Annotated in this window: 24 protein-coding genes and 3 pseudogenes; 13 read left to right on the forward strand and 14 right to left on the reverse strand. The window is 65.2% G+C overall.

Annotated elements, in window-relative coordinates:
- The first annotated feature begins 13 nt into the window (after window positions 1-13).
- The 4 genes from BWR60_RS00575 (at window position 14) to BWR60_RS36135 (ending at window position 2,272) form a co-directional block, all read left to right on the forward strand.
- Window positions 14-382, forward strand: coding sequence for a c-type cytochrome (locus BWR60_RS00575; protein WP_088149062.1), 369 nt, complete (start codon window positions 14-16; stop codon window positions 380-382).
- A 77-nt stretch (window positions 383-459) separates the two neighbouring features.
- Window positions 460-945 (forward strand): GlcG/HbpS family heme-binding protein, encoded by a 486-nt coding sequence (locus BWR60_RS00580; RefSeq protein ID WP_088149241.1) that lies wholly within the window; start codon window positions 460-462, stop codon window positions 943-945.
- Window positions 946-1,239: 294 nt separating this feature from the next.
- Window positions 1,240-1,506 carry a winged helix-turn-helix domain-containing protein gene (locus tag BWR60_RS00585; RefSeq protein WP_088149063.1) on the forward strand — a complete coding sequence of 89 codons (267 nt, stop codon included), beginning with the start codon at window positions 1,240-1,242 and terminating at the stop codon, window positions 1,504-1,506.
- 553 nt (window positions 1,507-2,059) lie between these two features.
- Complete coding sequence (locus BWR60_RS36135) at window positions 2,060-2,272, forward strand: hypothetical protein (protein WP_144445486.1); 213 nt, start codon at window positions 2,060-2,062, stop codon at window positions 2,270-2,272.
- Between the two features lie 59 nt (window positions 2,273-2,331).
- On the opposite strand, the gene BWR60_RS00590 is transcribed toward BWR60_RS36135, so the two are convergent.
- Complete coding sequence (locus BWR60_RS00590) at window positions 2,332-3,273, reverse strand: LysR family transcriptional regulator (protein WP_088149064.1); 942 nt, start codon at window positions 3,271-3,273, stop codon at window positions 2,332-2,334.
- A 383-nt stretch (window positions 3,274-3,656) separates the two neighbouring features.
- Here BWR60_RS00590 and BWR60_RS00595 point away from each other — a divergent pair, with 383 nt between their 5' ends.
- On the forward strand, window positions 3,657-4,883 hold the full coding sequence (locus BWR60_RS00595) for an oxalate decarboxylase family bicupin (protein ID WP_088149065.1): 1,227 nt from the start codon (window positions 3,657-3,659) through the stop codon (window positions 4,881-4,883).
- A gap of 387 nt (window positions 4,884-5,270) precedes the next feature.
- On the forward strand, window positions 5,271-5,804 hold the full coding sequence (locus BWR60_RS00600) for a winged helix-turn-helix domain-containing protein (RefSeq protein WP_218823247.1): 534 nt from the start codon (window positions 5,271-5,273) through the stop codon (window positions 5,802-5,804).
- Window positions 5,805-5,911: 107 nt separating this feature from the next.
- On the opposite strand, the gene BWR60_RS00605 is transcribed toward BWR60_RS00600, so the two are convergent.
- The gene (locus BWR60_RS00605) at window positions 5,912-6,403 is read right to left on the reverse strand and encodes a cupin domain-containing protein (RefSeq protein WP_179221568.1); all 492 of its coding nucleotides are present in this window, start codon (window positions 6,401-6,403) and stop codon (window positions 5,912-5,914) included.
- A 224-nt stretch (window positions 6,404-6,627) separates the two neighbouring features.
- Here BWR60_RS00605 and BWR60_RS38875 point away from each other — a divergent pair, with 224 nt between their 5' ends.
- On the forward strand, window positions 6,628-7,458 hold the full coding sequence (locus BWR60_RS38875) for an alpha/beta hydrolase fold domain-containing protein (protein ID WP_230982913.1): 831 nt from the start codon (window positions 6,628-6,630) through the stop codon (window positions 7,456-7,458).
- A gap of 365 nt (window positions 7,459-7,823) precedes the next feature.
- Here BWR60_RS38875 and BWR60_RS00615 read toward each other — a convergent pair.
- Window positions 7,824-8,526: pseudogene (locus tag BWR60_RS00615) on the reverse strand (IS6 family transposase).
- A 273-nt stretch (window positions 8,527-8,799) separates the two neighbouring features.
- Window positions 8,800-9,288 (reverse strand): MarR family winged helix-turn-helix transcriptional regulator, encoded by a 489-nt coding sequence (locus BWR60_RS00620; protein ID WP_088149068.1) that lies wholly within the window; start codon window positions 9,286-9,288, stop codon window positions 8,800-8,802.
- Between the two features lie 44 nt (window positions 9,289-9,332).
- On the opposite strand from BWR60_RS00620, the gene BWR60_RS00625 reads away from it, so the two are divergent.
- From BWR60_RS00625 to BWR60_RS00635, 3 genes are read left to right on the forward strand one after another with little or no spacing between them, the layout of a single operon-like run.
- The gene (locus BWR60_RS00625; RefSeq protein WP_088149069.1) at window positions 9,333-10,847 is read left to right on the forward strand and encodes an FAD-dependent oxidoreductase; all 1,515 of its coding nucleotides are present in this window, start codon (window positions 9,333-9,335) and stop codon (window positions 10,845-10,847) included.
- Window positions 10,844-11,818, forward strand: coding sequence for a quinone oxidoreductase family protein (locus tag BWR60_RS00630; RefSeq protein ID WP_088149070.1), 975 nt, complete (start codon window positions 10,844-10,846; stop codon window positions 11,816-11,818). Before BWR60_RS00625 ends, BWR60_RS00630 begins: the two co-directional genes overlap by 4 nt.
- A 43-nt stretch (window positions 11,819-11,861) precedes the next feature.
- A complete protein-coding gene (locus BWR60_RS00635; RefSeq protein ID WP_218823248.1) occupies window positions 11,862-13,046 on the forward strand; it encodes an MFS transporter in 1,185 nt (394 codons plus the stop codon).
- A gap of 229 nt (window positions 13,047-13,275) precedes the next feature.
- Here BWR60_RS00635 and BWR60_RS36795 read toward each other — a convergent pair whose 3' ends face one another.
- Window positions 13,276-13,452 carry a hypothetical protein gene (locus tag BWR60_RS36795; RefSeq protein WP_179221569.1) on the reverse strand — a complete coding sequence of 59 codons (177 nt, stop codon included), beginning with the start codon at window positions 13,450-13,452 and terminating at the stop codon, window positions 13,276-13,278.
- A gap of 222 nt (window positions 13,453-13,674) precedes the next feature.
- Here BWR60_RS36795 and BWR60_RS36140 point away from each other — a divergent pair, with 222 nt between their 5' ends.
- Window positions 13,675-14,112, forward strand: coding sequence for a hypothetical protein (locus BWR60_RS36140; RefSeq protein ID WP_144445487.1), 438 nt, complete (start codon window positions 13,675-13,677; stop codon window positions 14,110-14,112).
- A gap of 17 nt (window positions 14,113-14,129) precedes the next feature.
- Here the strand turns inward: BWR60_RS36140 and tnpC are convergent.
- A pseudogene (gene tnpC, locus BWR60_RS00645) lies at window positions 14,130-14,687 on the reverse strand (IS66 family transposase); the annotation flags it as partial.
- A 22-nt stretch (window positions 14,688-14,709) separates the two neighbouring features.
- Between tnpC and BWR60_RS00650 the strand changes: the two are divergent.
- Together BWR60_RS00650 and BWR60_RS00655 are read left to right on the forward strand one after the other, a co-directional pair.
- Window positions 14,710-15,249, forward strand: a pseudogene (locus tag BWR60_RS00650) (IS66 family transposase); the annotation flags it as partial.
- 21 nt (window positions 15,250-15,270) lie between these two features.
- Window positions 15,271-15,864, forward strand: a complete 594-nt coding sequence (locus BWR60_RS00655) for a hypothetical protein (RefSeq protein WP_088149073.1) — start codon at window positions 15,271-15,273, stop codon at window positions 15,862-15,864.
- 396 nt (window positions 15,865-16,260) lie between these two features.
- Here the strand turns inward: BWR60_RS00655 and BWR60_RS00660 are convergent, their stop codons facing one another.
- From BWR60_RS00660 to BWR60_RS00695, 8 genes are read right to left on the reverse strand one after another with little or no spacing between them, the layout of a single operon-like run.
- Complete coding sequence (locus tag BWR60_RS00660) at window positions 16,261-17,169, reverse strand: TolB family protein (protein WP_088149074.1); 909 nt, start codon at window positions 17,167-17,169, stop codon at window positions 16,261-16,263.
- A 49-nt stretch (window positions 17,170-17,218) separates the two neighbouring features.
- Window positions 17,219-17,689 carry a VOC family protein gene (locus BWR60_RS00665; RefSeq protein ID WP_088149075.1) on the reverse strand — a complete coding sequence of 157 codons (471 nt, stop codon included), beginning with the start codon at window positions 17,687-17,689 and terminating at the stop codon, window positions 17,219-17,221.
- Between the two features lie 43 nt (window positions 17,690-17,732).
- Complete coding sequence (locus BWR60_RS00670) at window positions 17,733-18,497, reverse strand: sugar phosphate isomerase/epimerase family protein (RefSeq protein WP_088149076.1); 765 nt, start codon at window positions 18,495-18,497, stop codon at window positions 17,733-17,735.
- A 42-nt stretch (window positions 18,498-18,539) separates the two neighbouring features.
- Window positions 18,540-19,007 (reverse strand): heme-degrading domain-containing protein, encoded by a 468-nt coding sequence (locus BWR60_RS00675; protein ID WP_088149077.1) that lies wholly within the window; start codon window positions 19,005-19,007, stop codon window positions 18,540-18,542.
- 11 nt (window positions 19,008-19,018) lie between these two features.
- Complete coding sequence (locus tag BWR60_RS00680; RefSeq protein ID WP_088149078.1) at window positions 19,019-19,840, reverse strand: 3-keto-disaccharide hydrolase; 822 nt, start codon at window positions 19,838-19,840, stop codon at window positions 19,019-19,021.
- A 28-nt stretch (window positions 19,841-19,868) separates the two neighbouring features.
- Complete coding sequence (locus BWR60_RS00685; protein ID WP_088149079.1) at window positions 19,869-20,858, reverse strand: Gfo/Idh/MocA family protein; 990 nt, start codon at window positions 20,856-20,858, stop codon at window positions 19,869-19,871.
- Window positions 20,859-20,881: 23 nt separating this feature from the next.
- Complete coding sequence (locus BWR60_RS00690; RefSeq protein ID WP_088149080.1) at window positions 20,882-21,352, reverse strand: VOC family protein; 471 nt, start codon at window positions 21,350-21,352, stop codon at window positions 20,882-20,884.
- Complete coding sequence (locus tag BWR60_RS00695; RefSeq protein WP_179221572.1) at window positions 21,352-21,852, reverse strand: VOC family protein; 501 nt, start codon at window positions 21,850-21,852, stop codon at window positions 21,352-21,354. Before BWR60_RS00695 ends, BWR60_RS00690 begins: the two co-directional genes overlap by 1 nt.
- Window positions 21,853-21,868: the final 16 nt, after the last annotated feature.

A 21,868-nucleotide genomic window follows, 5' to 3' on the forward strand; every position in this document is an offset into this window, starting at 1 on the left:
ACAGGAGTGTCAGATGAACCAGACTTTTCGGACCGCATTGCTGGCCGCCGCCCTGATCGGCGCCGCCAGCCCCGGCCACGCGCAGGACACCGCGCACGGGGAGACCGTGTTCAAGGCCTGCGCCGCCTGCCATGCGAAGGACCAGACCAATCGAACAGGCCCGGGGCTTCAGGGCGTTGTCGGCAGGACGGCCGGCACGGCTCCCGGCTTCCGATTCAGCCATGCGATGAAGCAATCCGGGATCGTCTGGGACGAGAAGACCCTGAACGCCTATCTCGCGGCCCCGCAGAAAGCCGTCCCAGGCAACACCATGCCGTATGCCGGCCTCAAGAATAACCAGGACCGGGCCGATCTCATAGCCTACCTGGCGACGCTGAAATAGGCACCGGTTCGGAGGCGGCTATCCCACCCCGCCCTACTCTTGGAAGCACCCTGCCCCACTCCCGAATGGAATCCCCGATGCGTCATATCCTTGGTCTCGTACTCGCCGTCGCGCTCGGCGGACTGGTCCTGTCGCAGCGGGACGCGCATGCGCAGGTGACGGAGAAGAAAGTGCTGACCCTCGCAGCCGCACGCAAGATGGTCGCGGCCGCCGAGGGCGAGGCGCAGCGAAACGGCTGGCCCGGTGTCATCGCGATCGTCGATGACGGCGGATGGCCGATCGTGATCGAACGCATGGACAATGCGGCCCTCGTCGCCGGCGTGGTGCTGGCGCCGGGCAAGGCACGAACGGCCGCCCTGTTCAAGAGGCCTAGCCAAGCCCTGGAGGATGCCATCAACAATGGCCGGACCGCAGCGGTCACGGCGTCCGACTTCATCGAGATGAAGGGCGCGTTGCCGATCGTCCTCGACGGAAGGGTGATTGGCGCCATCGGCGTCAGCGCGGATACGCCCGATCACGACGTCCAGATCGCCCAGGCGGGCCTGGCCGCGTTCACACCCTGAGCTCCCGAGGCAGCGACGCCCATATGGGCTCCGGCAGCAGACATCGTCCCGTCCAGGTACGGGACACCGGCCTTAAGGGGCCGGGACTATCGCGCCGGCCCCTCTCAATGAGTCCTCTGTCATGCTGAGGATCAGTATCCAGGCCACCGCGACCGGGCCGATCTGGCCAGACCCGCAAGGGGAGCGCGAGCTGCGGTTTGTTTCCAGCTCGATGCGGGCCCCCAACCAGGGCTACAGGGCTATCAGCGCTGCAGGTTCGGCGGCTGTGTTCTCGAGCACCGGCTACGGATCTTGATGGCCGAGGCCGGGCCGAAGATCCGTCTCTCGAAAAGCGACCACGCGCTGCCGGCCGCGTTCCTCGATGCTCCGCAAAGACCGCTTTCCAGGCCGCATCTCGCCGAGGCGACCAGATTGCACGGCAAGGTTTCCGACCGGACCATCGATGTGCGGGTGCTTAGGCTACGACGGAAGCTGGAGCGCGCTCCCTGCACACGCGAGGTGGTACAGATCGCGCGGGGTCTCTGCTATGTGTTCACCTTGCCGGTCGAACGCCTCAGCTGACCCGCGTTGTGTCGGCTTCCAGGCTCCGGCGGGATGCCAGCCAAGCCCGACGCAGATCCGACGGCCCGGTCTTCGCGGACGGGGACGTGAGAGACCTCTCGCTTCGCGGCGCCGGAAGCGCAGAGATCCGGACCAAGCGGCCCCTGGAGGATCGTCCGGAAGCGCCCAGATCACGTCGCGCGCTTTGGGCAAGTCCTCGAACCGTGGCTTCTGGCACGCCCCCTTTCACCAGTGGAAGATGCGTTTGCCAAAACGATCCGTTCCGATACCCAATCGATCAATCCACGGCACAGCTCCGGCCTCGATACAGCGTCGATGACAGCCAAAAACCAACAAGATGCATTATTTACGAAACTATACCTCAATTGACGACTCAAACCGCCCCATCGACTGTATCTCTGCAACAGCCCCCTACAAGAGGATAGTCAAAGGCCGTATCACACGGAGGCAACCGATGTGGCGCGTACGAAAGATCAACGTTCCGTTCTCGCATCCCACAACCCGACTTCGATCCCTCCGTGATGCCTATGCTCCGGAATCGTCTGCGGGGTCGATGCAGCTCACCACCGTCATATGCGGATCCGCGATGCTCGCCGTCGCCGCAGTGTTGGGATCCTCGCTCGCCGTCGACACCCCGGCCACCGACAAGGACGGACCTGTCTATCTCGTCAATCCGTCGCGGGATCCGCCCCTCGGTCCTGCTCTCGTAGTGAGTGCAAGGCCCTTTTTCGGCGGCGACTGCAGCTCAGTGGTGACGGTGCGGTGATGCCGTAGGCGAGGAGTCGGCACCCGGCTGCGCGGGAGATCGGCTACGCGGGTCGCGGGCTATCGATCGGGGACGACAACATGGCTGATCCGAGCCTCCCGACCCTCTATGAAGTCGCACTGCTTGACGATGGCCCGAGCACAATAATCCATAAAAGCATAGACTCGCCCCGACTTGCGGATGTCTGGATGAGTCAGGATCCACAGTTCGTCAAAGACCTCCGGCTGCACTGGGCTAACGCGCACTAAGCTCGGCACCAGATCACCATGCATGCATGGCAGAAACCCAATGCCGATGCCGGCAGCAATCGCCGAGGCTGCGGCCACGACGGAATCACATCGAAACACGATCTTCTCCCGAGGCACGCGGTCTTCAACGAACTCATACGCTTTCAGGCGGGAGAGATCGTTGCCGTACGACGTCCACGTGGACCGGTAAAGTTCATCCGAAGTTGGTGAGGCCCCGATATAGTCGATCCTGCGCCCATAGACGGCCCACGCGACAGTTGCGATCTTGCGGCCGAACAGATTGTCCGGAGGACTGGCAGTCGCACGAAAGGCGATATCCGAGTCGCCGCGAGCGAGGTTCAAATGGTTGTTCTTAACGATCAGCTCTATCCGGATCTCCGGATTGGCTGCCTGGAAACCGGCAATGATCGGCATCAGGAAATCCAGCAGAAGGGCATCGCTGGTGGTCACCCGCAGATCGCCGACGTGACTCTGGGCATGTCCAGACACGCGGCGTGCCACACTGACGATATCCGCCCCGACACGATCGCCGAGGGCGAGCATCTCGCGGCCTGCGCTCGTCGGCACGTACCCGCTGCGACGCCTGTCGAAGAGGGACGTACCCAATATCTCCTCGATGGCCGAGAGCCGCCGGGACACCGTTGAATGGTTCACGCCGAGCGCAACCGCCGCAGCCATGAGGCTGCCATGTTCGCCAATTGCCCGGACGATGCGCAAGTCATCCCACGAGAACATTTGAAGGGGATCGGCCATGGCAGTCCTTCCCGAACGCGGTGACGACACCGGAGCCGAATCCGCATGGTCGTTGATTGAGACCTTCTCTGCGTCCGGCCTGCTGCCGGCGTCGCTCTCAAGACATTCTCTATATCGAAGAATTCTAGTCTGTCACACGCTGGTCAGAACGAGCGACGCGGCCATTTGCGTGCGTTAACGCTTCACTGCACTACGCAACGCAGGCAGGAGTTGCGTTCACGCTAGTCTCCGTCGCCAGCGATGACGTCGCGTCAATGCGGCCCTCTCTCCGGGCCGGGCGCGCCCCGCAGATCGAACATCGAGCCGATCACGGTCGCAGCAGATCCGGCTTCTCGCAACGCGATCTCGGCCCCAAACGGTCAACGAGCAAACGAGGACGTATTATGAATCAGATCACACGCCGCGGAATGCTGGCGGCGACAGCCGCCGGCGGCTTGGCAATTGCGGCCACCGCCGGGGATGCGAACGCCGGACAGGCCACGCCATTGCCCCAGCGTCCAGGTGTTGGCGGAACAGATCCTGGCCCCGGGAATCTCTCGAGGGCTCTCGAAAATCCCGATCTCTACGCTCCACCCGCCACCGACCACGGCACGCTGCCGAACCTGCGGTTCTCGTTCTCGGATGCACATATGCGGCTCGAATCCGGCGGCTGGACGAGGCAGGTCACGCAGCGAGAGCTCGGCGTCTCCAAGGCCATGGCCGGCGTGAATATGCGTCTCAATGCCGGAGGCGTACGCGAGTTGCATTGGCACAAGGCAGCCGAGTGGGCCTACATGCTCTACGGCAGCGCGCGCATCACGGCGATCGATGCGCGGGGGCAGTATTTCGTTGACGACGTAGGGGTCGGCGACCTCTGGTACTTCCCGTCCGGCACACCGCATTCCATCCAGGGCCTGGGTCCGGATGGCTGTGAATTCCTCCTTGTGTTCGACGATGGGGATTTCGACGAGGACAACACCTTCCTGATCACGGACTGGTTCAAGCGGACGCCGACCGAGGTGCTCGGCAAGAATTTCGGCGTCCCGGCCACGATGTTCGGGCATACCCCCGACCCGAGCCAGCGCTACATTTTCCCGGCGCCGCTGCCCGGCCCTCTGACCTCCGACAAGCCGACTGGTGTAGCGGCGGTGCCGCAGACCTTCAGCTACCGTCTGCTTGCACAGGAACCGATCCGGACGAAGGGCGGCACCGTGCGTATCGTCGACTCCAACACCTTTCCCGTCTCCACCACGATCGCGGCGGCGCTGATCGAGATCGAGCCAGGCGGCCTGCGCGAGCTGCACTGGCATCCCAACGGGGACGAGTGGCTGTACTACATCGAGGGCAAGGCCCGGATGGGCGTCTTCGCCGGCTCCGGCCAGGCGCGCACCTTCGACTTCCAGGCGGGCGATGTCGGCTATGTGCCCTTCGGTATGGGCCACTACATCGAGAACGTCGGCGACACACCGGTGCGCTTCGTCGAGAGCTTCAAGAGCAGCTACTACGCCGATCTCTCGCTGAACCAATGGATGGCGCTCACCCCGCGGGAGTTGGTGGACGCCCATCTGAACCTCGACCCGAAAGTGATGGACGCCCTGCTCAAGCAGAAGGCGCCCGTCGTTCCGGCCTGACGAAGCCCCCAACGTCGCGCATCCGGGCCGGATCGCCCCGACCGCAGCGCCATTCCTTCCGCCGCGCGGTGAAGGCCTGAGGATCATGACAGCAGCGGCAACTCTGCCCCGGCCCGGCAGCGACGCAGCATGGAGCCTGATGCAATGGACTGCGAAACCGACGTGAACTCGACTGGCTTTGCCTGGACCGCGGCGTGGGACGGCGCCCACCTCCCGCGGGTGTTGGTCATCAACAGAGATTCAACACGCCCTGGCAGGTTCGATGACCTGGACCGTCATGGGTTTCGCGTTGCGTCGCTGTCGAACCTGGATGACGGTCTCCGCGACGTCGCCAGGAAAAAGCCGAGCCTTGTGCTCCTCGATCTCTCCTCCAGCCGGACAGGCTGAGTGGAGATCCTTCGGGCAGCCCGATCCTCTGGCGTACCGGTCATTATCGTGAGCAAACACCCGACCGACGGATTCGACTGCGTTCAGGGCCTGGAGCTCGGCGCGGATGATTGCATCACCGGATCCACCGGCCTGCGTGAGCTCGTGGCCCGGATAAGGGCCGTTTTACGGAGACGGCTGCTTGCCAGATCGCTGCCGAGGCCTGACGAGGCCCGCGGCCGCTACCGCTTCGGCGGTTGGGTGCTCAACCGCCGACTCCACAGCCTGACCGACCCGGCCGGCACCGTGGTCGCATTGTCCAAGGGCGAATACGCACTCCTGGTCGCGTTCGTCGATGCCCCCCAGAGACCTCTCTCTCGTGAGCAACTGCTTCATGCCACGCGGCTGCATGAAGATGTTTTCGACCGATCTGTCGACGTTGCCGTGTTGAGGCTTCGGCGAAAGATGGAGGCGGACCCAAGCGCGCCACGGTTGATCCAGACCGAGCGCGGCGTCGGCTACATCTTCACGCTGCCCGTCGAATACCTAGGGTGACGCGATGCCGTCGCTTCGAATGCAGGTAGCGCCGCTTGCGCCCGAGACTGGAGGTGAAACGCCGGGTGCCCATTTCACGCGTGAAGCTCTGTTTGTCATCGGTTGCATCAGGTGAAGGACAAAGTGATGCCGACGGCGGCGTTGTCCTCGACACCCCCGAGCCAATGGCCGCGGGCCAGCGATTCCCGGGCGAAACGCTGCAACGTCTCTGCCGATGGAGGCCCCGGCGGTACCGCCGCCAGCGGCCGACCGACCTCCTGAAAAAACCGACCGAGCGCCATGGTGGTGACGACGAGCAGTAAGACCTCGGCGGCCGACACGTTGCGGAAGGCATGCTTCGCACCGCTCGGCACGTCGAACACGTCGCCTCTGCCGAAGCGGCGCCACTCGGCTCCCAGCAGCCCGTCGATCTCGCCGGACAGGATGTAGAAAGTCTCTCGATCGTCATGCGCGTGGATCGGCACAAAAACCCCCGGCGGGACGCGCCCCTCAAACACGCAGTACCCGTTTCCTTCCTCCGGTAGTGGCGTGATGAGCCGAATGTGCGGCCCGAGAAGATCGAGCGGTTCGGTTTTCGAGGTAGAGATGCGTTCGGGCATTGGTCCCTTCCCTTGGCCAAGTCTGGACGGTGTCATCTGCCCTCCAGGATGCCGCCTCTGTGCGACCGCGCCGTTGCGACGGCCGGGAATCGGGTTACTGCCGCAATGGACAGCGTGCCGGCCCCTGACTGACCTTCATCAAGGGCGTCTTTCGGTGAAGATCACCCGATGTTGATGATGGAGACAGGTGCCCGATGACATCTGACCCAGAGTTGGCCTCCGAGATGCGCGGCCTGGTTGCCGCGTTTGCTACGCTCCGGCTCGACAGTTCGACCCTGGAGCAGGCCCGCCGGGACGCCCGCGCGCATGAGCCGCCACCGCTTGAACTCGTCGATGGCATCGGCACCAATACTGCGAACGTCCGCGTTGCCCGGCCCGGAGACCGCGATCTTCAAATCCTCGCGGTGTGCGTGGAAGGCCCCGCCCCCCGTGACAGCATCCTGCACCTTCATGGTGGCGGCTCTGTCCTCGGCCGTCTGGAGTTGGCTTTGCCGTTCCTGCAGCGACTCGCCGTGCGGACAGGCTGCCTCGTCGCGTCGCCGGACTACCGCCTCGCGCCCGAACATCCCTTTCCCGCCGCATTCGAAGACGGGATGCTGGCGTTGAGCTGGCTGCAGCGGCAGCAGGCATCCGCGCCGGTCGGCGTTGTCGGCGACAGCTTCGGCGGCGGCTCTCGCGATCGCCACGCGCGACCAGGGCGCTCTCGCCTTCCAGGTCCTGCTGCATCCGATGCTCGACGACCGCCCGGCCGTCGAGGCCGAGTCCAATCCCGTCACCGGTGCCCATGTGTGGACACACGAAAGCAACCGGTTTGGCTGGGCATCCCTGCTGGGATCCGTGCCAGACAGGACGACCGTCCCATCGTTGGCCGCACTTCCTCTAACCGCTCCGCAGAACGGAGAAAGCCCCGCCTTTTTGAGGCGGGGCTCTGGATTAGATCTCGATGTGTATCGAGTTATAACAAAGGTGGTTGCGGGGACACGCAACCATCTACGCTGATGCACGATCATTGGACTGCCAGCCCGACCACAGCGGCGGTGAGATCCTCAATATAAGACGTCCCGCGCAAGCTGATCGCTTCAGCGCCGACGTTGCCCTCGATCCCCATGTCGAGGAGTCGGCAGCGATCGGCATCAGGTCAGCGAAATGGCCCATCATCAGCCCCCTCTCCACGGCCGCTACGGCGAAGGGTTTCGGACGTCGGCCCTCAGCGCAGGCGGACAGGTCTCCACGGGCCGCCATCCGAAACCCTTCACCCTTTCCCCCGATCTGAGCGGACGGATCGCGCTCAAAGCCCCCACGGAGGGCTCTGCTGACGCAATGTAACAGCGGTTCGAACATTGCCTTCGCTGTAAGCGTCCGGGCGAATGGCTTGTCACATTGTCGAGCGTGGCCGCGAAGAGGCTGGCATCCGCCAGGCTCAGGCTGCAACGCCGGCTGCATCCCGCCATGCCGCGATCGCCGCCACGCGAAAGCGGCGGTGCGTGCGGGCGATGGTGAGGTGACGGCATACGTTGAAGGTGTTGCAGGTCGCAGCATGCATCGGCAGGCGCCGCTGCGCCGACGCGGCGGATTTGAACCGTTGCGGCTTGCACTCGCGTCGCCGAATCGGGACATGCGAGCTTTCGGCCTGGTTGTTTTGCCGCTTGGCTCTGATGTGAACTGCGGCGCCCAGGCCCAGATCGCGAAGCGCAGCGGTGTAGGCCGGACACTTGTCGGTGACCCACTCGTTCGGGGAGATCCCCTGCTTCTTGAGGAGCTTGCGCATCAGCTTGCAGGCGGCAGCCGCATCCCGCCTAGCCTGAACCAGCACCTCGAGCACCTCACCCTCAACATCGACGGCACGCCACAGGTACATCTGCTTGCCGCCGATCCAGACAAACACCTCGTCGAGGTGCCATCGCCGATGCGGAGCCGGTCGCCATGCACAAAGACGCCGAACGATTGCGGGACCGAAGCTGATCACCCATCGACGGATCGTCTCGTACGACACCTCGATGCCGCGCTCAACGAGCAGGTCCTCGACGTCGCGGTCGCTCAGGGTAAAGCGGAGATATATCCAGACGGCACGCTGGGATCACATCCGGTGGAGAGCGGTAGCCGTGGTAGCAGGGTTGGGCTATGGCAAACCGCTATGCTGATCGCCAGAGTCCAAGGCCGCGAACGTGACAAGCCCCTCGGCATCACCGGACTCTATGGCCTCAACGATGCCGGCGATCGTCCCTCCGTTGAACGAACTGCCCACAATGGAAACGGTGGAGGCCGCCTTGTGGAGTCCTCCTAGACTAGACTAAGTTGGTAAGCAGCCCATTGTCGCCCTCGAAATGATTGCCGTCCGACGTCAATATCGTCGGCGGCCACGTCAGTCGGCCCGGGTCGATCTGCTGCGGTGACGATCAACCGGGTGCTTCCGGTTCCCCGCCCATTGCGTCGGCGAACTTACGCATCAGGCGCACGAGTTCGTCAATTTCATATGGATCCCAGCTTGCAAAGACGGCGCTGGCGATGCGCTCGCGGGCGGCGTCGATCTTGTCGGTCATCGCCTTGCCCTTCGGCGTCACCACGGCTTCGTTGACGCGACGATCGGCGGCGCTTTGCCTGCGCTCGGCTAAGCCCAGGCTTTCCAGCTTCGCCACCTGGCGGCTGACGGTGGTGTAGTCGCGGCCGGCCCGGTCGGCCAGTTCCATGACTCCGATGGGCCCCAGCCGCTCGATCCCGACGAGAAGCGGGAAGAGCGCACGGTCGAGGGCAATGCCGGCTTCACGCACCATCTGCTCGTCGCGCTGTGGCCGGTTCATGAGGCTCGCGATTTCGATTAGCGCCCCATGCAGTTCGCGGACCTGACGGCGAATATGTGTAATTTGCACTTTTCCTGTTGACGGCATACCGCATCTCCTATTACGTGCATAATACACGCATGGAGACCAATATGGCAGATGATTTTGCGGCAGACGTACTCGTCTGCGGTGCGGGAGCGGCTGGCCTGACGCTGGCGATCGAACTGGCGCGGCGCGGCGTGTCCTTCCGGCTCATCGACAAGACGGTGGAGCCGTTCTACGGCTCACGCGGCAAGGGCATCCAGCCGCGAACGCAGGAAGTGTTCGAAGATCTCGGCATTCTCGACAAGGTCTTCGCCGCCGGCAGCATCTATCCCATGATGCGTGACTATCGGCCGGATGGAAGCTTCGTCGAAAAGGATCTCGGCGAAAGGCCCGAACCGTCGCCAGCGGAGCCGTATCACATCCCGCTGATGATCTCGCAGTTTATGACGGAGCGGATCATGCGGGAACGGCTCACCGAACTGGGCAGGCAGGTCGAGTTCGGCTGCGCCTTGGTCGGCTTCGAGCAGGACGGCAACGGCGTCACGGCGCGGCTCTCCGGGCCGGATCGCGAGGAGACGTTTCGCGTTCGCTATCTCGTCGGTGCGGATGGCGGGCGCAGCTTCGTGCGGGGCGCGCTCGGTGTGGACTTTCCTGGCAAGACGCTGGGCGTGCGCGCCATGGTGGCCGATGTCGCGCTGACCGGGCTCGACCGGGGCTGGTGGCACCAGTTCAACGACGGCGACATGCAATGGATGATCTCGATCTGTCCGCTGGGAGGAACCGACCTGTTCCAGCTTCAGGGCCCTGTGCCGCAGGAAGGCGAGGTCGATCTGTCCGCCGAAGGGCTGCAGCAGATGATCGCCGAGCGGACGGAACGCAGCGACGTTCGGGTACAGTCGGTGAGTTGGGCCTCGGCCTATGCGATGAACGCTCGGCTGGCAGAGCGTTACCGTGTCGGCCGAGTGTTCCTGACTGGCGACGCCGCCCATATCCATCCGCCGACTGGCGGCCAGGGCCTGAACACCAGCGTGCAGGACGCCTACAATCTTGGTTGGAAGTTGGCAGCCGTGCTGCGCGGCGCGAGCGACGACCTGCTCGACAGCTACGAGAGCGAACGCCGCCCGGTGGCCGAGGCGATGCTCGGCCTCTCGACCCGGCTGCTCGACGCCGGCAAGCGCGGCGAGATCAAGCGCGGGCGGGAGGTATGGCAGCTCGACATCGGCTATCCGAATTCGCCGGTCAGCGTGGAATCCCCCTCGCACAGGGATGGCGTTCGGGCCGGCGACCGCGCTCCGGACGCACCGGTCGCAGGTGCGGCCGGCCAGCCGTCGCGGCTGTTCCAGCTGTTCAGGGGGCCGCACTGGACGCTGCTCGTTAACGGACAAGGCGCTGTCGCGCCCCGGACGGGGCTGCATATCCATCGTCTCGGCGAAAAGGGCGATATCGTCGACGCCTGGGATCATGTCGACGCGACTTACGAGCTGGCGCCGGGCGAATGCGTGCTGGTCCGGCCCGACGGCTATGTTGCAGCGGTCCTGCCCCTCGGCCCGGCGGGGTCTGCAGAGCTCGAAACCTGCCTCGACCGCATGGGATTGCCTGCGCATTGGGAGGCACAGCAATGAGGGCCGCGATCGTTTCGGCTGCCGGGCAGGCTCCCCCCCTGGCGGAACGCCCCGTCCCGATCCCCGCACCGGGCGAAAGTCCGGTCCGGGTCAGCGCCGCCGCGATCAGCCATCTGGTCAAGGCGCGGGCCTCGGGCGCGCATTATACGGTGGACGCCCAGCTTCCCCTCGGGGTCGGCATGGACGGCGCGGGGCTGCTGGATGGCGGCAGCCGGGTCTATTTCGCGACGCCGCGCGCACCTTATGGCAGCATGGCTGAATACGCCGTGGTGGATGTGCGGCTTTGCGTGCCGGTGCCTGACGGGCCCAATGACCTCACCGCCGTCGCCATTGCCAATCCCGGCATGTCCTCCTGGGCCGCACTGACCGAGCGCGCGAGGATGAAGCCCGGAGAGACGGTGCTGATCAACGGCGCCACCGGCACCGCCGGTCGCCTTGCCGTCCAGATCGCCAGGCTGCTGGGTACGGGCCGCATCGTGTCGATCGGCAGGAACGTCTGCGCCCTTGAAGAGGTGCGATCGCTCGGCGCCGATGTGACGATCCGGCTCGTCGAGGACATGCTTGAGAACAGGGGCGATCTTCAGCATCGCTTCATGGAGGAGTTCGCCCAAGGCGTCGATGTCGTGCCGGACTATCTCTGGGCGGCTAGCGCGAAAAACCTGCTGATCGCCACCGCCAGCGCGGGTCGCGACGCAATTCCCATGCGTTCTGTCCAGATCGGGTCGATCTCGGCGGCGGACATTACCTTGCCGGGAGGCATCATGCGCGCCTCGGCCATCGAACTGATGGGCAGCGGTGGCGGCAGCATCGCGCTGCCGCGCCTGATCGCAGTCATTGGCGAGGTGCTGCACGCGGCCGCGTCGGACGGGCTGAAGATTGCGTTCACGCCTGTGCCGTTTTCCGCCTTCGACACGACCTGGCATCAGGATAACAGCGCGTGCCGCACCGTCTTTGCGATGGAAGGGGCATGAGATGATACCCCAATCCTTGCCCGAGGGCGCAGCCGGGGCGAAGATGCTGGACTGGCGGCGCATCCTGCCGGTCTTCGTGATAGTTTGCAGCTATGCGGCGGGCACCGCCGCGGTCCTGCCGGTGCTGCCCTTCCATATCCAGGCGATGGGGGGCACACCACTCGTTCTCGGCATCGTCATCGCCGCGGAAGCCGTGGGCCAATTTGCCTCCGCCCCCGCGCTTGGCCAGCTTTCGGATCGCTTCGGTCGCAAACGCATTCTCATGGTCTGCCAGATCATTGCAGCGGCAAGCCTGCTGCTGCTGGCGCTTGCGCCCAATGTCGCCGTCATCCTGATCGCCCGCGCCATTTTCGGCCTCACGGCCAGCAATATCTCGGTCACTGCCGCTTATATCTCAGACCATACCGACGCCGGAAACCGGCGGCAAGCCATGGGCATCGTGATGGGAGGTGCCGGCGTGGGCGGGATCATCGGCGCTGGGCTTTCGGGCCTCTTGTCCGACACGTCGCTCATCGCGCCGATCCTGGCCTCGCTTGGGCTGGTGCTTGTCTCGAGCCTGGTGACCATCTTGCGACTGGAGAACAGGGTTGTCGGTCAGGCCGGCGACAGTCCCCTGGCCGAGAGAGCCTCGATCCGGGCGATTCTGGCGTCTCCCGCGATCCGGATTCTCGTCCTGGTGATGCTCTGCCACTTCTTTGCCTATGGCATGTATATCTCGCAGATGCCGGTTTTCCTCGGCGACACCTTCATCTGGAACGGTCATGCCTTCGGCGCGAAGGAACTGAGTTATCTCATCATGGCCGATGGCGGGATCAATGTCTTTGCCCAGCTTTTCCTGCTGGGCTGGTTGGGCAAGTATCTCACCGAGCGCAATCTAATCCTGCTGATCTTTGCGCTCATCGCGACGGGCTTCCTGATGGCCGGCCTTGCCACCACCATTCCCGCGTTGCTCCTTGCGGTGTTCTGCATCAGTACAGGCGACGCCCTGGCCAAACCGACCTATATGGCGGCACTCTCAACCCACGCCCCCGCTGGACGGCAAGGCATCGTCATGGGCGCGGCGCAATCGCTGGTCGCACTGGCCGATATTGCCTCGCCCGTGCTGGGAGGGTTCATCCTTGGCTTTGCTCTCTACGGTCTCTGGATTGGGATTGCCGTCGCCATGGCCGTCATTGGAGCGGTCATCGCGGCGGCCCGGCTTCCCAGACCGCGTAGCGCCGAGGCGTAACGACGCCTTGACGCGATCCAGCCAGATCAGGCAGTTCGACCTTAGACCGGCACGCTCCCTCCATCACCTAAGGAATCACTTCAATGACAGGCCCGATCCGGGAGCGGATTCGCGGCAAGCAAACAACGGCTTCCGTGCCAAACATTGCGAGCCTCTGCGTCGCGGCACTTCTCATCTTGTGTCAATCGGCGCGCAAGATTGGCTCTGACGCAGTTTTGGTGGAGTTCGGCTATGTGGCGCCGATGAGCAGGCCCGCAGCATCGCAGCCAGTGTCATCCACCAGGAAGCCGCGCGACACCATGGTGTAACCGAGGAAGCTCCGGTTCCACGGTCGGTCGACGGCGCTCTTGGCGACGTCAACCGACCGCCTCAGCCGATCCCTCAGGAACCGGATGAGCGATGCCATCACCCGTTCGCCGGCCTGCCGCGTCCGCACGTAGACATTGCAGTCGTCAGCATACCGGCAGAAGGGTATCCGTCCGGCGAGGGCCGCGGACAACGGCATTGGTGTCGTCAAGAGCGTCCCCAGCTGCAGGCGGCGCCATATTTGTCGGACACGATCTGATTCGGCCGACGCGGATGAGCCGGCTATAATTCAGCAACAAAGCACGGTCGGCGGTGGTGGCAGATGACGACCACCTATCAGTATGAAATTGCGTGCGCGATCTGCGGAAAGAGAGTGCATTTCACTCAAACCTGGACTCGTCGCCGGAAGACATGCGGGCGGAAATCCTGCCTACACGAGCTCAAGCGCCGCTCTCGTCTTGCCACGCCAAATGATCGATATCGTCTCGAGGCGATTAGCTGCTCTCCCCTGACCGGACCGTTCGAGACGCACTCTGCCGCTCGCGAATGGTCTCTCCTGAGTCCGGATGGCACCGTCTATCGCTTCAAGAATCTCTCCCTGTTCATCCGCGAGCACGCTGATCTTTTTGATCCGGCCGACACGGTGTTCAACAGAGATGGCGGCTGCAACGTGAACGTCTATCTCGGCAAGCTCCGCCCTCGGTCAGATGCACCATATTGGCAGCAGTGGCGAGGGTGGCGCTGGTATCATGGACAGTAGCCGACGAAATCAGCAGGTCAGGCAGCTACAGCATGGGAAGGCGACTTCCAGCGCCACGGCAGGAGCTCGTGCAGCCGTGAGGCTGGGTGATCGGCGATCCGGCGGAGGACGTCGGCGAGCCACGCCTGTGGATCCACGCCGCTGAGCTTCGCCGTCTCGATCAGGGTGAGCATGGCGGCGGCGCGCTCGCCGCCGCGGTCGGAGCCGGCGAAGAGCCACGCCTTGCGGCCGAGGACGATGCCGCGCAGCGCTCGTTCGGCCGCGTTGTTGGTCAGGCAGATCCGGCCATCGTCGAGGAAGCGGGTGAAGGCCGGCCAGCGTTTGAGCATGTAGTCCATCGCCTTGGCGACGTCGACATGGCGAGAGAGCCGGCCCCGTTCGGCGCGCATCCAGGTCTCGAGCTCGGTCACCAGGGCCGCCGTCCGGTCCCGGCGCACGGCGCCTCTCTCGGCAGCCGGCAGACCGTTGATCTCGCGTTCGATGGCGAAGATCGCATCGATCCGGCGCACGGCCTCGATCGCCAGCGGCGCCTTGGCGACGTCGGCCAAGACAAAGAACTTGCGCCGCCCGTGGCTCTTATGCCGAGCTCGGCATAAGGCCCATGCCCGGCGATATCTGTATGAGGTGTTCGACCACACCGGTTCGACCACGGCCAAGGCAGCGCTGGAGACGATCGGCGACCTCTTCGCCATCGAGCGCGAGAGCAAGGGCCGCAGCCCAGCCGAGCGCCTGGCCGCCCGGCAGGAGCGCTCGGTTCCGATCCTGACCGATCTGCGACAGTTGTTCGACGACGCCCTGGCCCGCACCAGCACCAAGGGCAAGCTCGCGGTCGCGATCCGCTACTCCACCACCCGCTGGGCGGCACTGACCCGCTACACCACCGACGGCAGGCTGGAGATGACGAACAATGCCGCCGAACGCGCCATCAGGCCCCTGGCCCTCGGGCGCCGCAATTGGACTTTCGCCGGCAGCGACGCCGGCGGCAGGCGCGCCGCTGCCCTCTACACCATCACCGAGACCGCCAAGATGAACGGCCTGGATGTCGAAGCCTATCTCGCCGACGTCATCGCCCGCATCGCCGACCATCCGATCAAGCGCATCGACGAGCTGTTGCCATGGAACTGGCGGCCACGGTAGAGCTTCGACCAAGGCACCTGAATGACGCAGCGCTTCCTCTCCCTGTCCTGGCTGGCTGTGGCCACACTGATCCTGCCCGGCGTAGCCCAGGCGGATGGGGAACGCCTGGAGAAGACCTTCCTGTCGATCTGTGTCGACACCTTCCCTGACTTCGCAGCACTCGGCGCCAAGGTGACAGCCCTCGGCGGCTGGCTGGACCCGAAGTCGGAAACGATCTCGCGCGTGCCTTTCGTATTGCCCGACGTGGCCTGGGGCGGAAGCACGGGTGCGCGGGATCGCAGGGAGATTGGCGACATGGGAATTGACCGAGCCGAGGGTACGGTTTCGGGTCTGCCTGCTGCAGGGTGCGCGATCACGGGGAGAGGCAGTATCGACAACACTGCGATGGCACAGTTAGTCGGCCACTTTGAACCTGTGCTTTATATCGGAGAACATGAATCGCCCTTGATGGGCGATCGGACCCGATCATGGTGGGTGCAGGTCAATGGTCAGGGCGCCGTTCTGGCGATTACTCAGCCCCGATGGGGCGGCGAGATCATCGCCACATCCATCGCACTGGTGCGGCTCGACAAGGTGCTGATCGACGAGTTGAAACCGACTGACACCGCTCCGTAGGACCGCCGCCTCGTTGCGGTTCCCGCCATCACCACGGCAGGCTGATCCTGCACTCAGCCGACCTGGTCGCGAGTGATGACGAGCCGCGGCCCCATCGTACTCCGGTACCGATAGCCGCGGTCATCGGTACCCGCGTACCTGGAAAGCGCCGCCTTGCACGGCGCACGGGACCCGCAACCAACGATTCTTGCGGCTGGTCGAGAGCGCCGTCCCGCGATTGGCAGCTTGATCCACCCCGGCGACCCACCTCCAGTCCGCAGATCTTCGCGCGGGGCCGGCTTTGGGGGTCCGGCGACGTCGGCCGGTCCCCGGCCAAGATATGAGAAAGAAGGCCGCGACAAACCGGGCGGTTTCTCCATGCCCCCCGGTCTGGTCAGCCTGCCAGACCGGGCGTGCCTACACGACCGGATAGGCGACATAAGCGAGGCGCCGGCTGTCGGGAGCCCAGCTGTTGACGTTGATCGTGCCCTGGCCACCGAAAAAGGCGACGAGGTCGCGTTGGCCGCTGCCGTCCGGCCACATGAGGCGAAGGACCACGTCCTTGTTCGGCGGATGCCCGGTGGTGCCGGCCGGATAGCTGATGAAGACGACGGACCGGCCATCCGGCGAGACATGCGGGAACCAGTTGACGCAGTCGTCGAAGGTGAGCTGCTCGATGCCGCTGCCGTCCGGCCGCATGCGGAAGCACTGGGCGTGGCCCGGAATCGTCGCCGCGCGCTCGGCGTTGAAGTAGATCCACCGCCCGTCCGGCGAGTATTCTGGGCCGTCATTCGGGTAGCCCACATCCGTGAGCCGGGTGTCGGGCCCGCCCGACGCGGGAATGGTGAAGATGTTGATCCGCCTGGCGCCGGCCGGCCCTTCGACCGCGACATAGGACAGCGTGAGCCCGTCCGGCGAGATGCCGTGCAGATAGTAGTGATGCGGCGTTCCATGCTGGTTCGAGACCCGGCGCGGCTCGCCGCCGGAAAGCGCGACGGCATAGATATGGCCGTCATTGCTGCTCATGTAGACGGTCTTCCCGTCCGGCGAGAGGACGTGGTCGTTGTTGAGATCGCGGATCGTTCCGGTCTCGATTTTCTCAGGCGCGGCCGTGCCGTCCGCATCGATCCGCCACATCTCGCCGCCGGCGTTGAAGACGAGCCATCTTCCGTCGGACGTCCAATTGGGCGCCTCCATGATCTCGTCCGCCTCGAGCACGACATGGGGCTGCCCCGTCTCGACGTTGATCGTGACCAGTTGCGCGACCTGGCCGGGGAGCAGGCTGCGGCCGCGTCGCGTGAATATGGGTCCGGCTTTCAGGGTCATGACTGTCTGTCTCCATGCTCGAAGAGGCGTCGGAGCGCTGGTCGGCCGGCTACCGCGGCCGCACCAGGGCATGTGACGCCTGTCCGGCGTTGACGTCCCGTATCGCCTCGTACTGGATGCAGTCCGGCGCCATTTCCATGATCTCGATCCGGTTGCCGTCCGGGTCGGTGATCCACATGCCGCGGTTGCGGTCTGCGCCGCGCCTCGTCGGATCGAGCGGCGCAACGAGCGGGATGCCCACCGAGGCGAGATGCGCGGCGGTTGCCTCGATGTCCTCCGTCGTCAGGCAGAGGTGATGGACGCCGGCATGGTCCGTGCCGGGGGCCTTGCCGCCGTCGCCGCCGGGAAAGAGTTCGAGATAAAGCTCGTCCGAAATCTTCAGATAGGCGATCCACGGCTCGCCATTGTTCTCCGTGAGGCGCAGGAACTCCGGGAAGCCGAGCTTCCTGTAGAAGTCGAGCGATGTCTGAAGGTCGTTCACCTTGAGGGCCAGATGGCCGAAGCCGCTGAATGCAGGCACGTGCGGTTCTCCCATGTACGGGTCGCGTCCGGGTCAGGAGCGATCAGCCTCGTGCGCCGAGCTTGACGAGAGTGTCGTAGGAGCGCTGCGCGAGCGCCCGCCAGTCGGCCGGCTCGTCATGCTCGACGACGAGGTGATCGGCCGGCGTCTCGGAAAAGAACGGCCACAGCGCCGTCCAGTCGACGACGCCGTCGCCCATCGCCGTCCAGCCGCCCTCGGCCGTCGTGCCGGCCGGCGCGGTGTCCTTGACCTGGATGGCGTAGAGGCGGTCCTTCCAGCGCTTCAGCTCCGTCAGCGGATCGCCGCCGCCGCGCACCACCCAGGCGAAGTCGATCTCGTAGCCGACCTCGCCGCCGGCGCTCTCGAAGAGGAGGTCGATCGGCCGCGATCCGTCGGGAAGCGGCCGGTATTCGAAATCGTGATTGTGCCAGGCAAGCTTCAGGCCTTCGGCGGCGACGATCTCGCGCACGCGGCCGAGCTCGCGCCCGATGGCGCGCCAGCCATCGGGCGTGGTCGGTCGGTCCTGCGGCTCCAGATAGGGCGGGATCAGCAGCCAGGCGCCGATGGTCTTCGCGATGTCGACGAAGCGTTGAGGATCGGCCACGAGCCCCTTGAACGGCAGGTGAAAGCCGTAGCAGGTGAGCCCGGCGGCGTCGATCTTGCGGCGGAACTCCGCCGGGCTCGCCTCATAGGCGGGCAGCCAGGGCTCGACGGCGTCGTAGCCGATCGCGGCGAGGCCTTCGAGCTGGCGCTCGAGCGGCGGGAAGTTGCGTGCGGAGTAGAGCTGGAACGAGATCTTGTAGGGCATGTCCGATCCCATCGGATGATGAAAGATGAAACTCGAAGCTTTTCAGGCCGAGCGTCCGAGCAGCTCGCGAAGGGCGGCTGTGACCAGCCGATGATCCTCGACGTCGGGCAGCCCGCTGACGCCGGCCGTTCCGATCAGCGTCCCGGACGCCAGCATCAGCGGAACGCCGCCGCCGCTCGCCACGAAGAGATGATCGGGAAGGCGGAAGCGACGGTTGAAGTCGTAGCCCTGCTCCTCCGCCTCGATCCGCATCGCCAGCGACGAGCGGTGGAAGCGCTGCGCGACCGCGCGCTTGCGCGCCGCCCAGTCGGAATTGTCTGGCGTCGCTCCTGGTAGCAAGGTCGAGAAGACGAGGTCGCCGCCATGGGCGATCTCGATCGCGACCGGAGCGCGGGCGGCGGAAGCCTTGGCGCGCATCAGCGAGCCCAAGGCCCAGGAGAAGTCGTAGTCGAAGCTGTCGAGCCGCAGCGCGTCCTGTTCCGCCGCCAGCCCGCCGAGCGAATAGCTCATCGTCGATTCCCTCACAGCGGTTGGACGCGGATGTTGCGCCAGCGGCAGGCGGCGTTCGGCGCCCAGCGCTCCGCGCCCATACGCGGGTCGTTGTCATGCACCTCGAAGGCGATGTGACCGGCATTGCCGAGCTTCTTCAGCACGGCCGCGCCGTCGAAATCGCGATACGCCATAATCGCGGTGTCGATCTCGGACATCAGCAGGCCGTTGATCCAAACCGTGATCTTCGGCAGCGCGCCGACCATGCGGATGCGAAAGGCGTTCCAGCCGTCCCATCTCCAAGCCTTCAGGAAATCCTCGCCGGTCGCCTTCCGCGACAGCAGAGCCGGCTTCCATTCGGCGATCGGCTCGATCGTGGTGGCAGGGTCCTCGAGTTTCAGCCCCACCGGCTTCCCCGCCGCATCGCGCTTGACGTCGACATTGAAGTTGATGGCGTGGAAGCGGCCGATGCCGTTGCCGTAAAAGCCGCCGATATTGCCGGATTTGCGATGATCGACGAGCACCTGGTAGCCGGTCGAGCCGTCCGCCGTCGCACGCAGCATAATGCCGGTATCGGCCGGCCAGTCCGGCCGCGCCTCGAGCGTGAGCTCGAAATCGCCGAACGAGGCTTCGCTGACCAGATAGGCGCCGAGCCCGCTGCCCGGCGGGTCCTGGCGGCCGCAGATGGCGCCGTCCTCGACGGTCCAGCGTCCGAGATGGGCCAAGGCCTTCCGATAGGTGGGCGTGTCGGTCGCGAGGACCGGATCGTCGGCCCTGACCGGCGTCGGCAGGCGCGGAGCGGCACGCCAGCCGGCGAGCGTCCGTCCGTCGAAGAGCGTGATGGGGTCCGGCATGGCGATCGTCCCTTCCCTGTTCGAGGTCTCAGGGGACCCGGCGCGGGCGCGCCACGGCCCGCTCGACGCCGGCGCGCTCGTAGATGCGGTCGAGCGCCGCCATGTTGCCGATCGCATCGTCGCCGCCGGTCGGTAGGGCGTCGCCGCCGTCGACGGCCCTCACGAACGCGTCGAGCTGGTGATCGTAGGTCGCCGCTCCGGCGACGGTGTAGACGCGGTGCACGCCATTCAGCCACTCGCGGAAGGAGTGGCCGTTGTGCGGAAGGCAGGGATTGTCCAGCTCGACGATGCCGTTCTCGGCCTCGATCCTGAGCAGGCCACGGAACGGCCCGTCCTGGATGTCGGCCAGGAGCCGCGCGGGCACGCCGTCCGGAAAGCGAAGGCCGGCCTCGATGCGCGTGTCCGAGCCGAGCTCGCAGAGCCGGGCGGATGCAGAGACGATCTCCGGCTCGGTTCCCATGAGGCTGCGCAGCCAGTGCAGCGGGTAGCAGCCGAGATCCATCATGGCGCCGCCGCCCTGCACTGGATCGTAGCGGATGTTCGCCGGGTCATAGGGGATGTCGACCCGGAACTCGGCCGCGAGCGAGCGGATCCCGCCGAGCTTCGGCTTCAGGGCCAGCAGATGGGCGAAGGCGGGATGGTAGCGGTCGTGGAACGCCTCGGCGAGCACGCGGCCGCTCGCCCCCGCCGCGGCCACCATCTCGCGCGCCTCCGCCGCCGTGACGGCGATCGGCTTCTCGCACAGTACATGCTTGCCGGCCTGCAGTGCCTTGATCGACCATTCGGCATGGCCCGTCGGCGGCAGCGCGTTGTAGACGATGTCGATCGAAGGATCGGCCAGCAGGGCGTCATAGCCGGCGAACGCGCGCGGAATGCCGTTGGCGGCCGCGTAGGCGGAGGCCTTGTCGCCGTCGCGGGACGCCACGGCGCCGATCACGACGTCGCGCCGGCGCCGCGCCGGATCGATGATGGCGCGGGGCGCGATCCCGGCCGCGCCGAGAATACCGATGGTGTGCATTCATCCGATCTCCCGGCGGTGAGTCAGCTTTTCTTGCCGAACGTCTCGAGCAGCTCGATCATCACGCCGAGTTGCGGCGCCGTATCGAGATAGCTGTACATGCCGCTGCCATCGACGAAGAGGCCCTGCTGAAGGGCGGCGATCCCCTCCTGGGCGAGACGGGCTTCGGTCGCCTTCGTATCGGCGACGCGGAAGGCGATGTGGTGCACGCCCTCCCCGTTCCGGTCGAGGAAATCGCGCCAGACGCTGGGCGTCTCGTCCGGCTCGATCAATTCCACCACGAGCTGGCCGGTCTGGAAGAAGGCGAGCCTGGCGGTCGCCTCCGACGGCACGCCGCCCACCGTGGTCCGCGCCTTGTCGAAGCCGGGCGTCTGGATGATCTCGGGCATGGGAAAGCCGAAGGCCTCGGCATATTTCCGCGCCGTGGCGACGACGTCATGCACGACGAAGCCGACCTGGCAGAGCATCTCCGGTTGAAGCACGGGCGCGCCCATCAGCGGACCTCCCCATCGGGATCGAAGGATTCGAGCAGCTCGAAGGTCGTTCCGAGCGCCTTGGCGGTGTCGAGATAGGTGTACATGCCGGTGTGACCGCCATTCGGCAGGCGGCCGGTATAGAAGCCCTGCTGCGAGACGGGGTAGCCATGGCGGGCGAATTCGTGCGCGACGCCGTGGCTGTCGGTCACGCGGAAGGCGATGTGATGGACGCTCGGCCCGTGCTCGTCGAGCCAGTCCTGCCAGACGCTCTTCGGCCCCAGCGGCTGCAGCAGCTCGAAGCCGACATTGCCGAAATGCCAGTGATAGATGCGCGCGCGGGCCTCGGTCGGCTCGCCGTGATAGGTCGCCTCGGTCTCCGAATAGCCGTCGGTGATGTGGACCTCCGGGATCGGAACGCCGAGCAGCTCGGAATAGCGCTTCGCATATCTGTCGGCATCGTCGACGACGAGGCAGACCTGTACGAGCACGCGCCCGCCCAGTCCTTGGATCGGCTCCATGGGTTGCTTCCTTGTC

Source organism: Inquilinus limosus (assembly GCF_002195995.1).
Classification (GTDB): Bacteria; Pseudomonadota; Alphaproteobacteria; order DSM-16000; family Inquilinaceae; genus Inquilinus; species Inquilinus limosus_C.

Coding starts and splice junctions, on each gene's coding strand:
- BWR60_RS00575 (WP_088149062.1), top strand. CDS start 14: ATGAACCAGACTTTTCGGACCGCATTGCTGGCCGCCGCCCTGATCGGC.
- BWR60_RS00580 (WP_088149241.1), top strand. CDS start 460: ATGCGTCATATCCTTGGTCTCGTACTCGCCGTCGCGCTCGGCGGACTG.
- BWR60_RS00585 (WP_088149063.1), top strand. CDS start 1,240: ATGGCCGAGGCCGGGCCGAAGATCCGTCTCTCGAAAAGCGACCACGCG.
- BWR60_RS36135 (WP_144445486.1), top strand. CDS start 2,060: ATGCAGCTCACCACCGTCATATGCGGATCCGCGATGCTCGCCGTCGCC.
- BWR60_RS00590 (WP_088149064.1), bottom strand. CDS start 3,273: ATGGCCGATCCCCTTCAAATGTTCTCGTGGGATGACTTGCGCATCGTC.
- BWR60_RS00595 (WP_088149065.1), top strand. CDS start 3,657: ATGAATCAGATCACACGCCGCGGAATGCTGGCGGCGACAGCCGCCGGC.
- BWR60_RS00605 (WP_179221568.1), bottom strand. CDS start 6,403: ATGCCCGAACGCATCTCTACCTCGAAAACCGAACCGCTCGATCTTCTC.
- BWR60_RS38875 (WP_230982913.1), top strand. CDS start 6,628: ATGCGCGGCCTGGTTGCCGCGTTTGCTACGCTCCGGCTCGACAGTTCG.
- BWR60_RS00620 (WP_088149068.1), bottom strand. CDS start 9,288: ATGCCGTCAACAGGAAAAGTGCAAATTACACATATTCGCCGTCAGGTC.
- BWR60_RS00625 (WP_088149069.1), top strand. CDS start 9,333: ATGGCAGATGATTTTGCGGCAGACGTACTCGTCTGCGGTGCGGGAGCG.
- BWR60_RS00630 (WP_088149070.1), top strand. CDS start 10,844: ATGAGGGCCGCGATCGTTTCGGCTGCCGGGCAGGCTCCCCCCCTGGCG.
- BWR60_RS00635 (WP_218823248.1), top strand. CDS start 11,862: ATGCTGGACTGGCGGCGCATCCTGCCGGTCTTCGTGATAGTTTGCAGC.
- BWR60_RS36795 (WP_179221569.1), bottom strand. CDS start 13,452: ATGGCATCGCTCATCCGGTTCCTGAGGGATCGGCTGAGGCGGTCGGTT.
- BWR60_RS36140 (WP_144445487.1), top strand. CDS start 13,675: ATGACGACCACCTATCAGTATGAAATTGCGTGCGCGATCTGCGGAAAG.
- BWR60_RS00655 (WP_088149073.1), top strand. CDS start 15,271: ATGACGCAGCGCTTCCTCTCCCTGTCCTGGCTGGCTGTGGCCACACTG.
- BWR60_RS00660 (WP_088149074.1), bottom strand. CDS start 17,169: ATGACCCTGAAAGCCGGACCCATATTCACGCGACGCGGCCGCAGCCTG.
- BWR60_RS00670 (WP_088149076.1), bottom strand. CDS start 18,497: ATGCCCTACAAGATCTCGTTCCAGCTCTACTCCGCACGCAACTTCCCG.
- BWR60_RS00675 (WP_088149077.1), bottom strand. CDS start 19,007: ATGAGCTATTCGCTCGGCGGGCTGGCGGCGGAACAGGACGCGCTGCGG.
- BWR60_RS00680 (WP_088149078.1), bottom strand. CDS start 19,840: ATGCCGGACCCCATCACGCTCTTCGACGGACGGACGCTCGCCGGCTGG.
- BWR60_RS00685 (WP_088149079.1), bottom strand. CDS start 20,858: ATGCACACCATCGGTATTCTCGGCGCGGCCGGGATCGCGCCCCGCGCC.
- BWR60_RS00690 (WP_088149080.1), bottom strand. CDS start 21,352: ATGGGCGCGCCCGTGCTTCAACCGGAGATGCTCTGCCAGGTCGGCTTC.
- BWR60_RS00695 (WP_179221572.1), bottom strand. CDS start 21,852: ATGGAGCCGATCCAAGGACTGGGCGGGCGCGTGCTCGTACAGGTCTGC.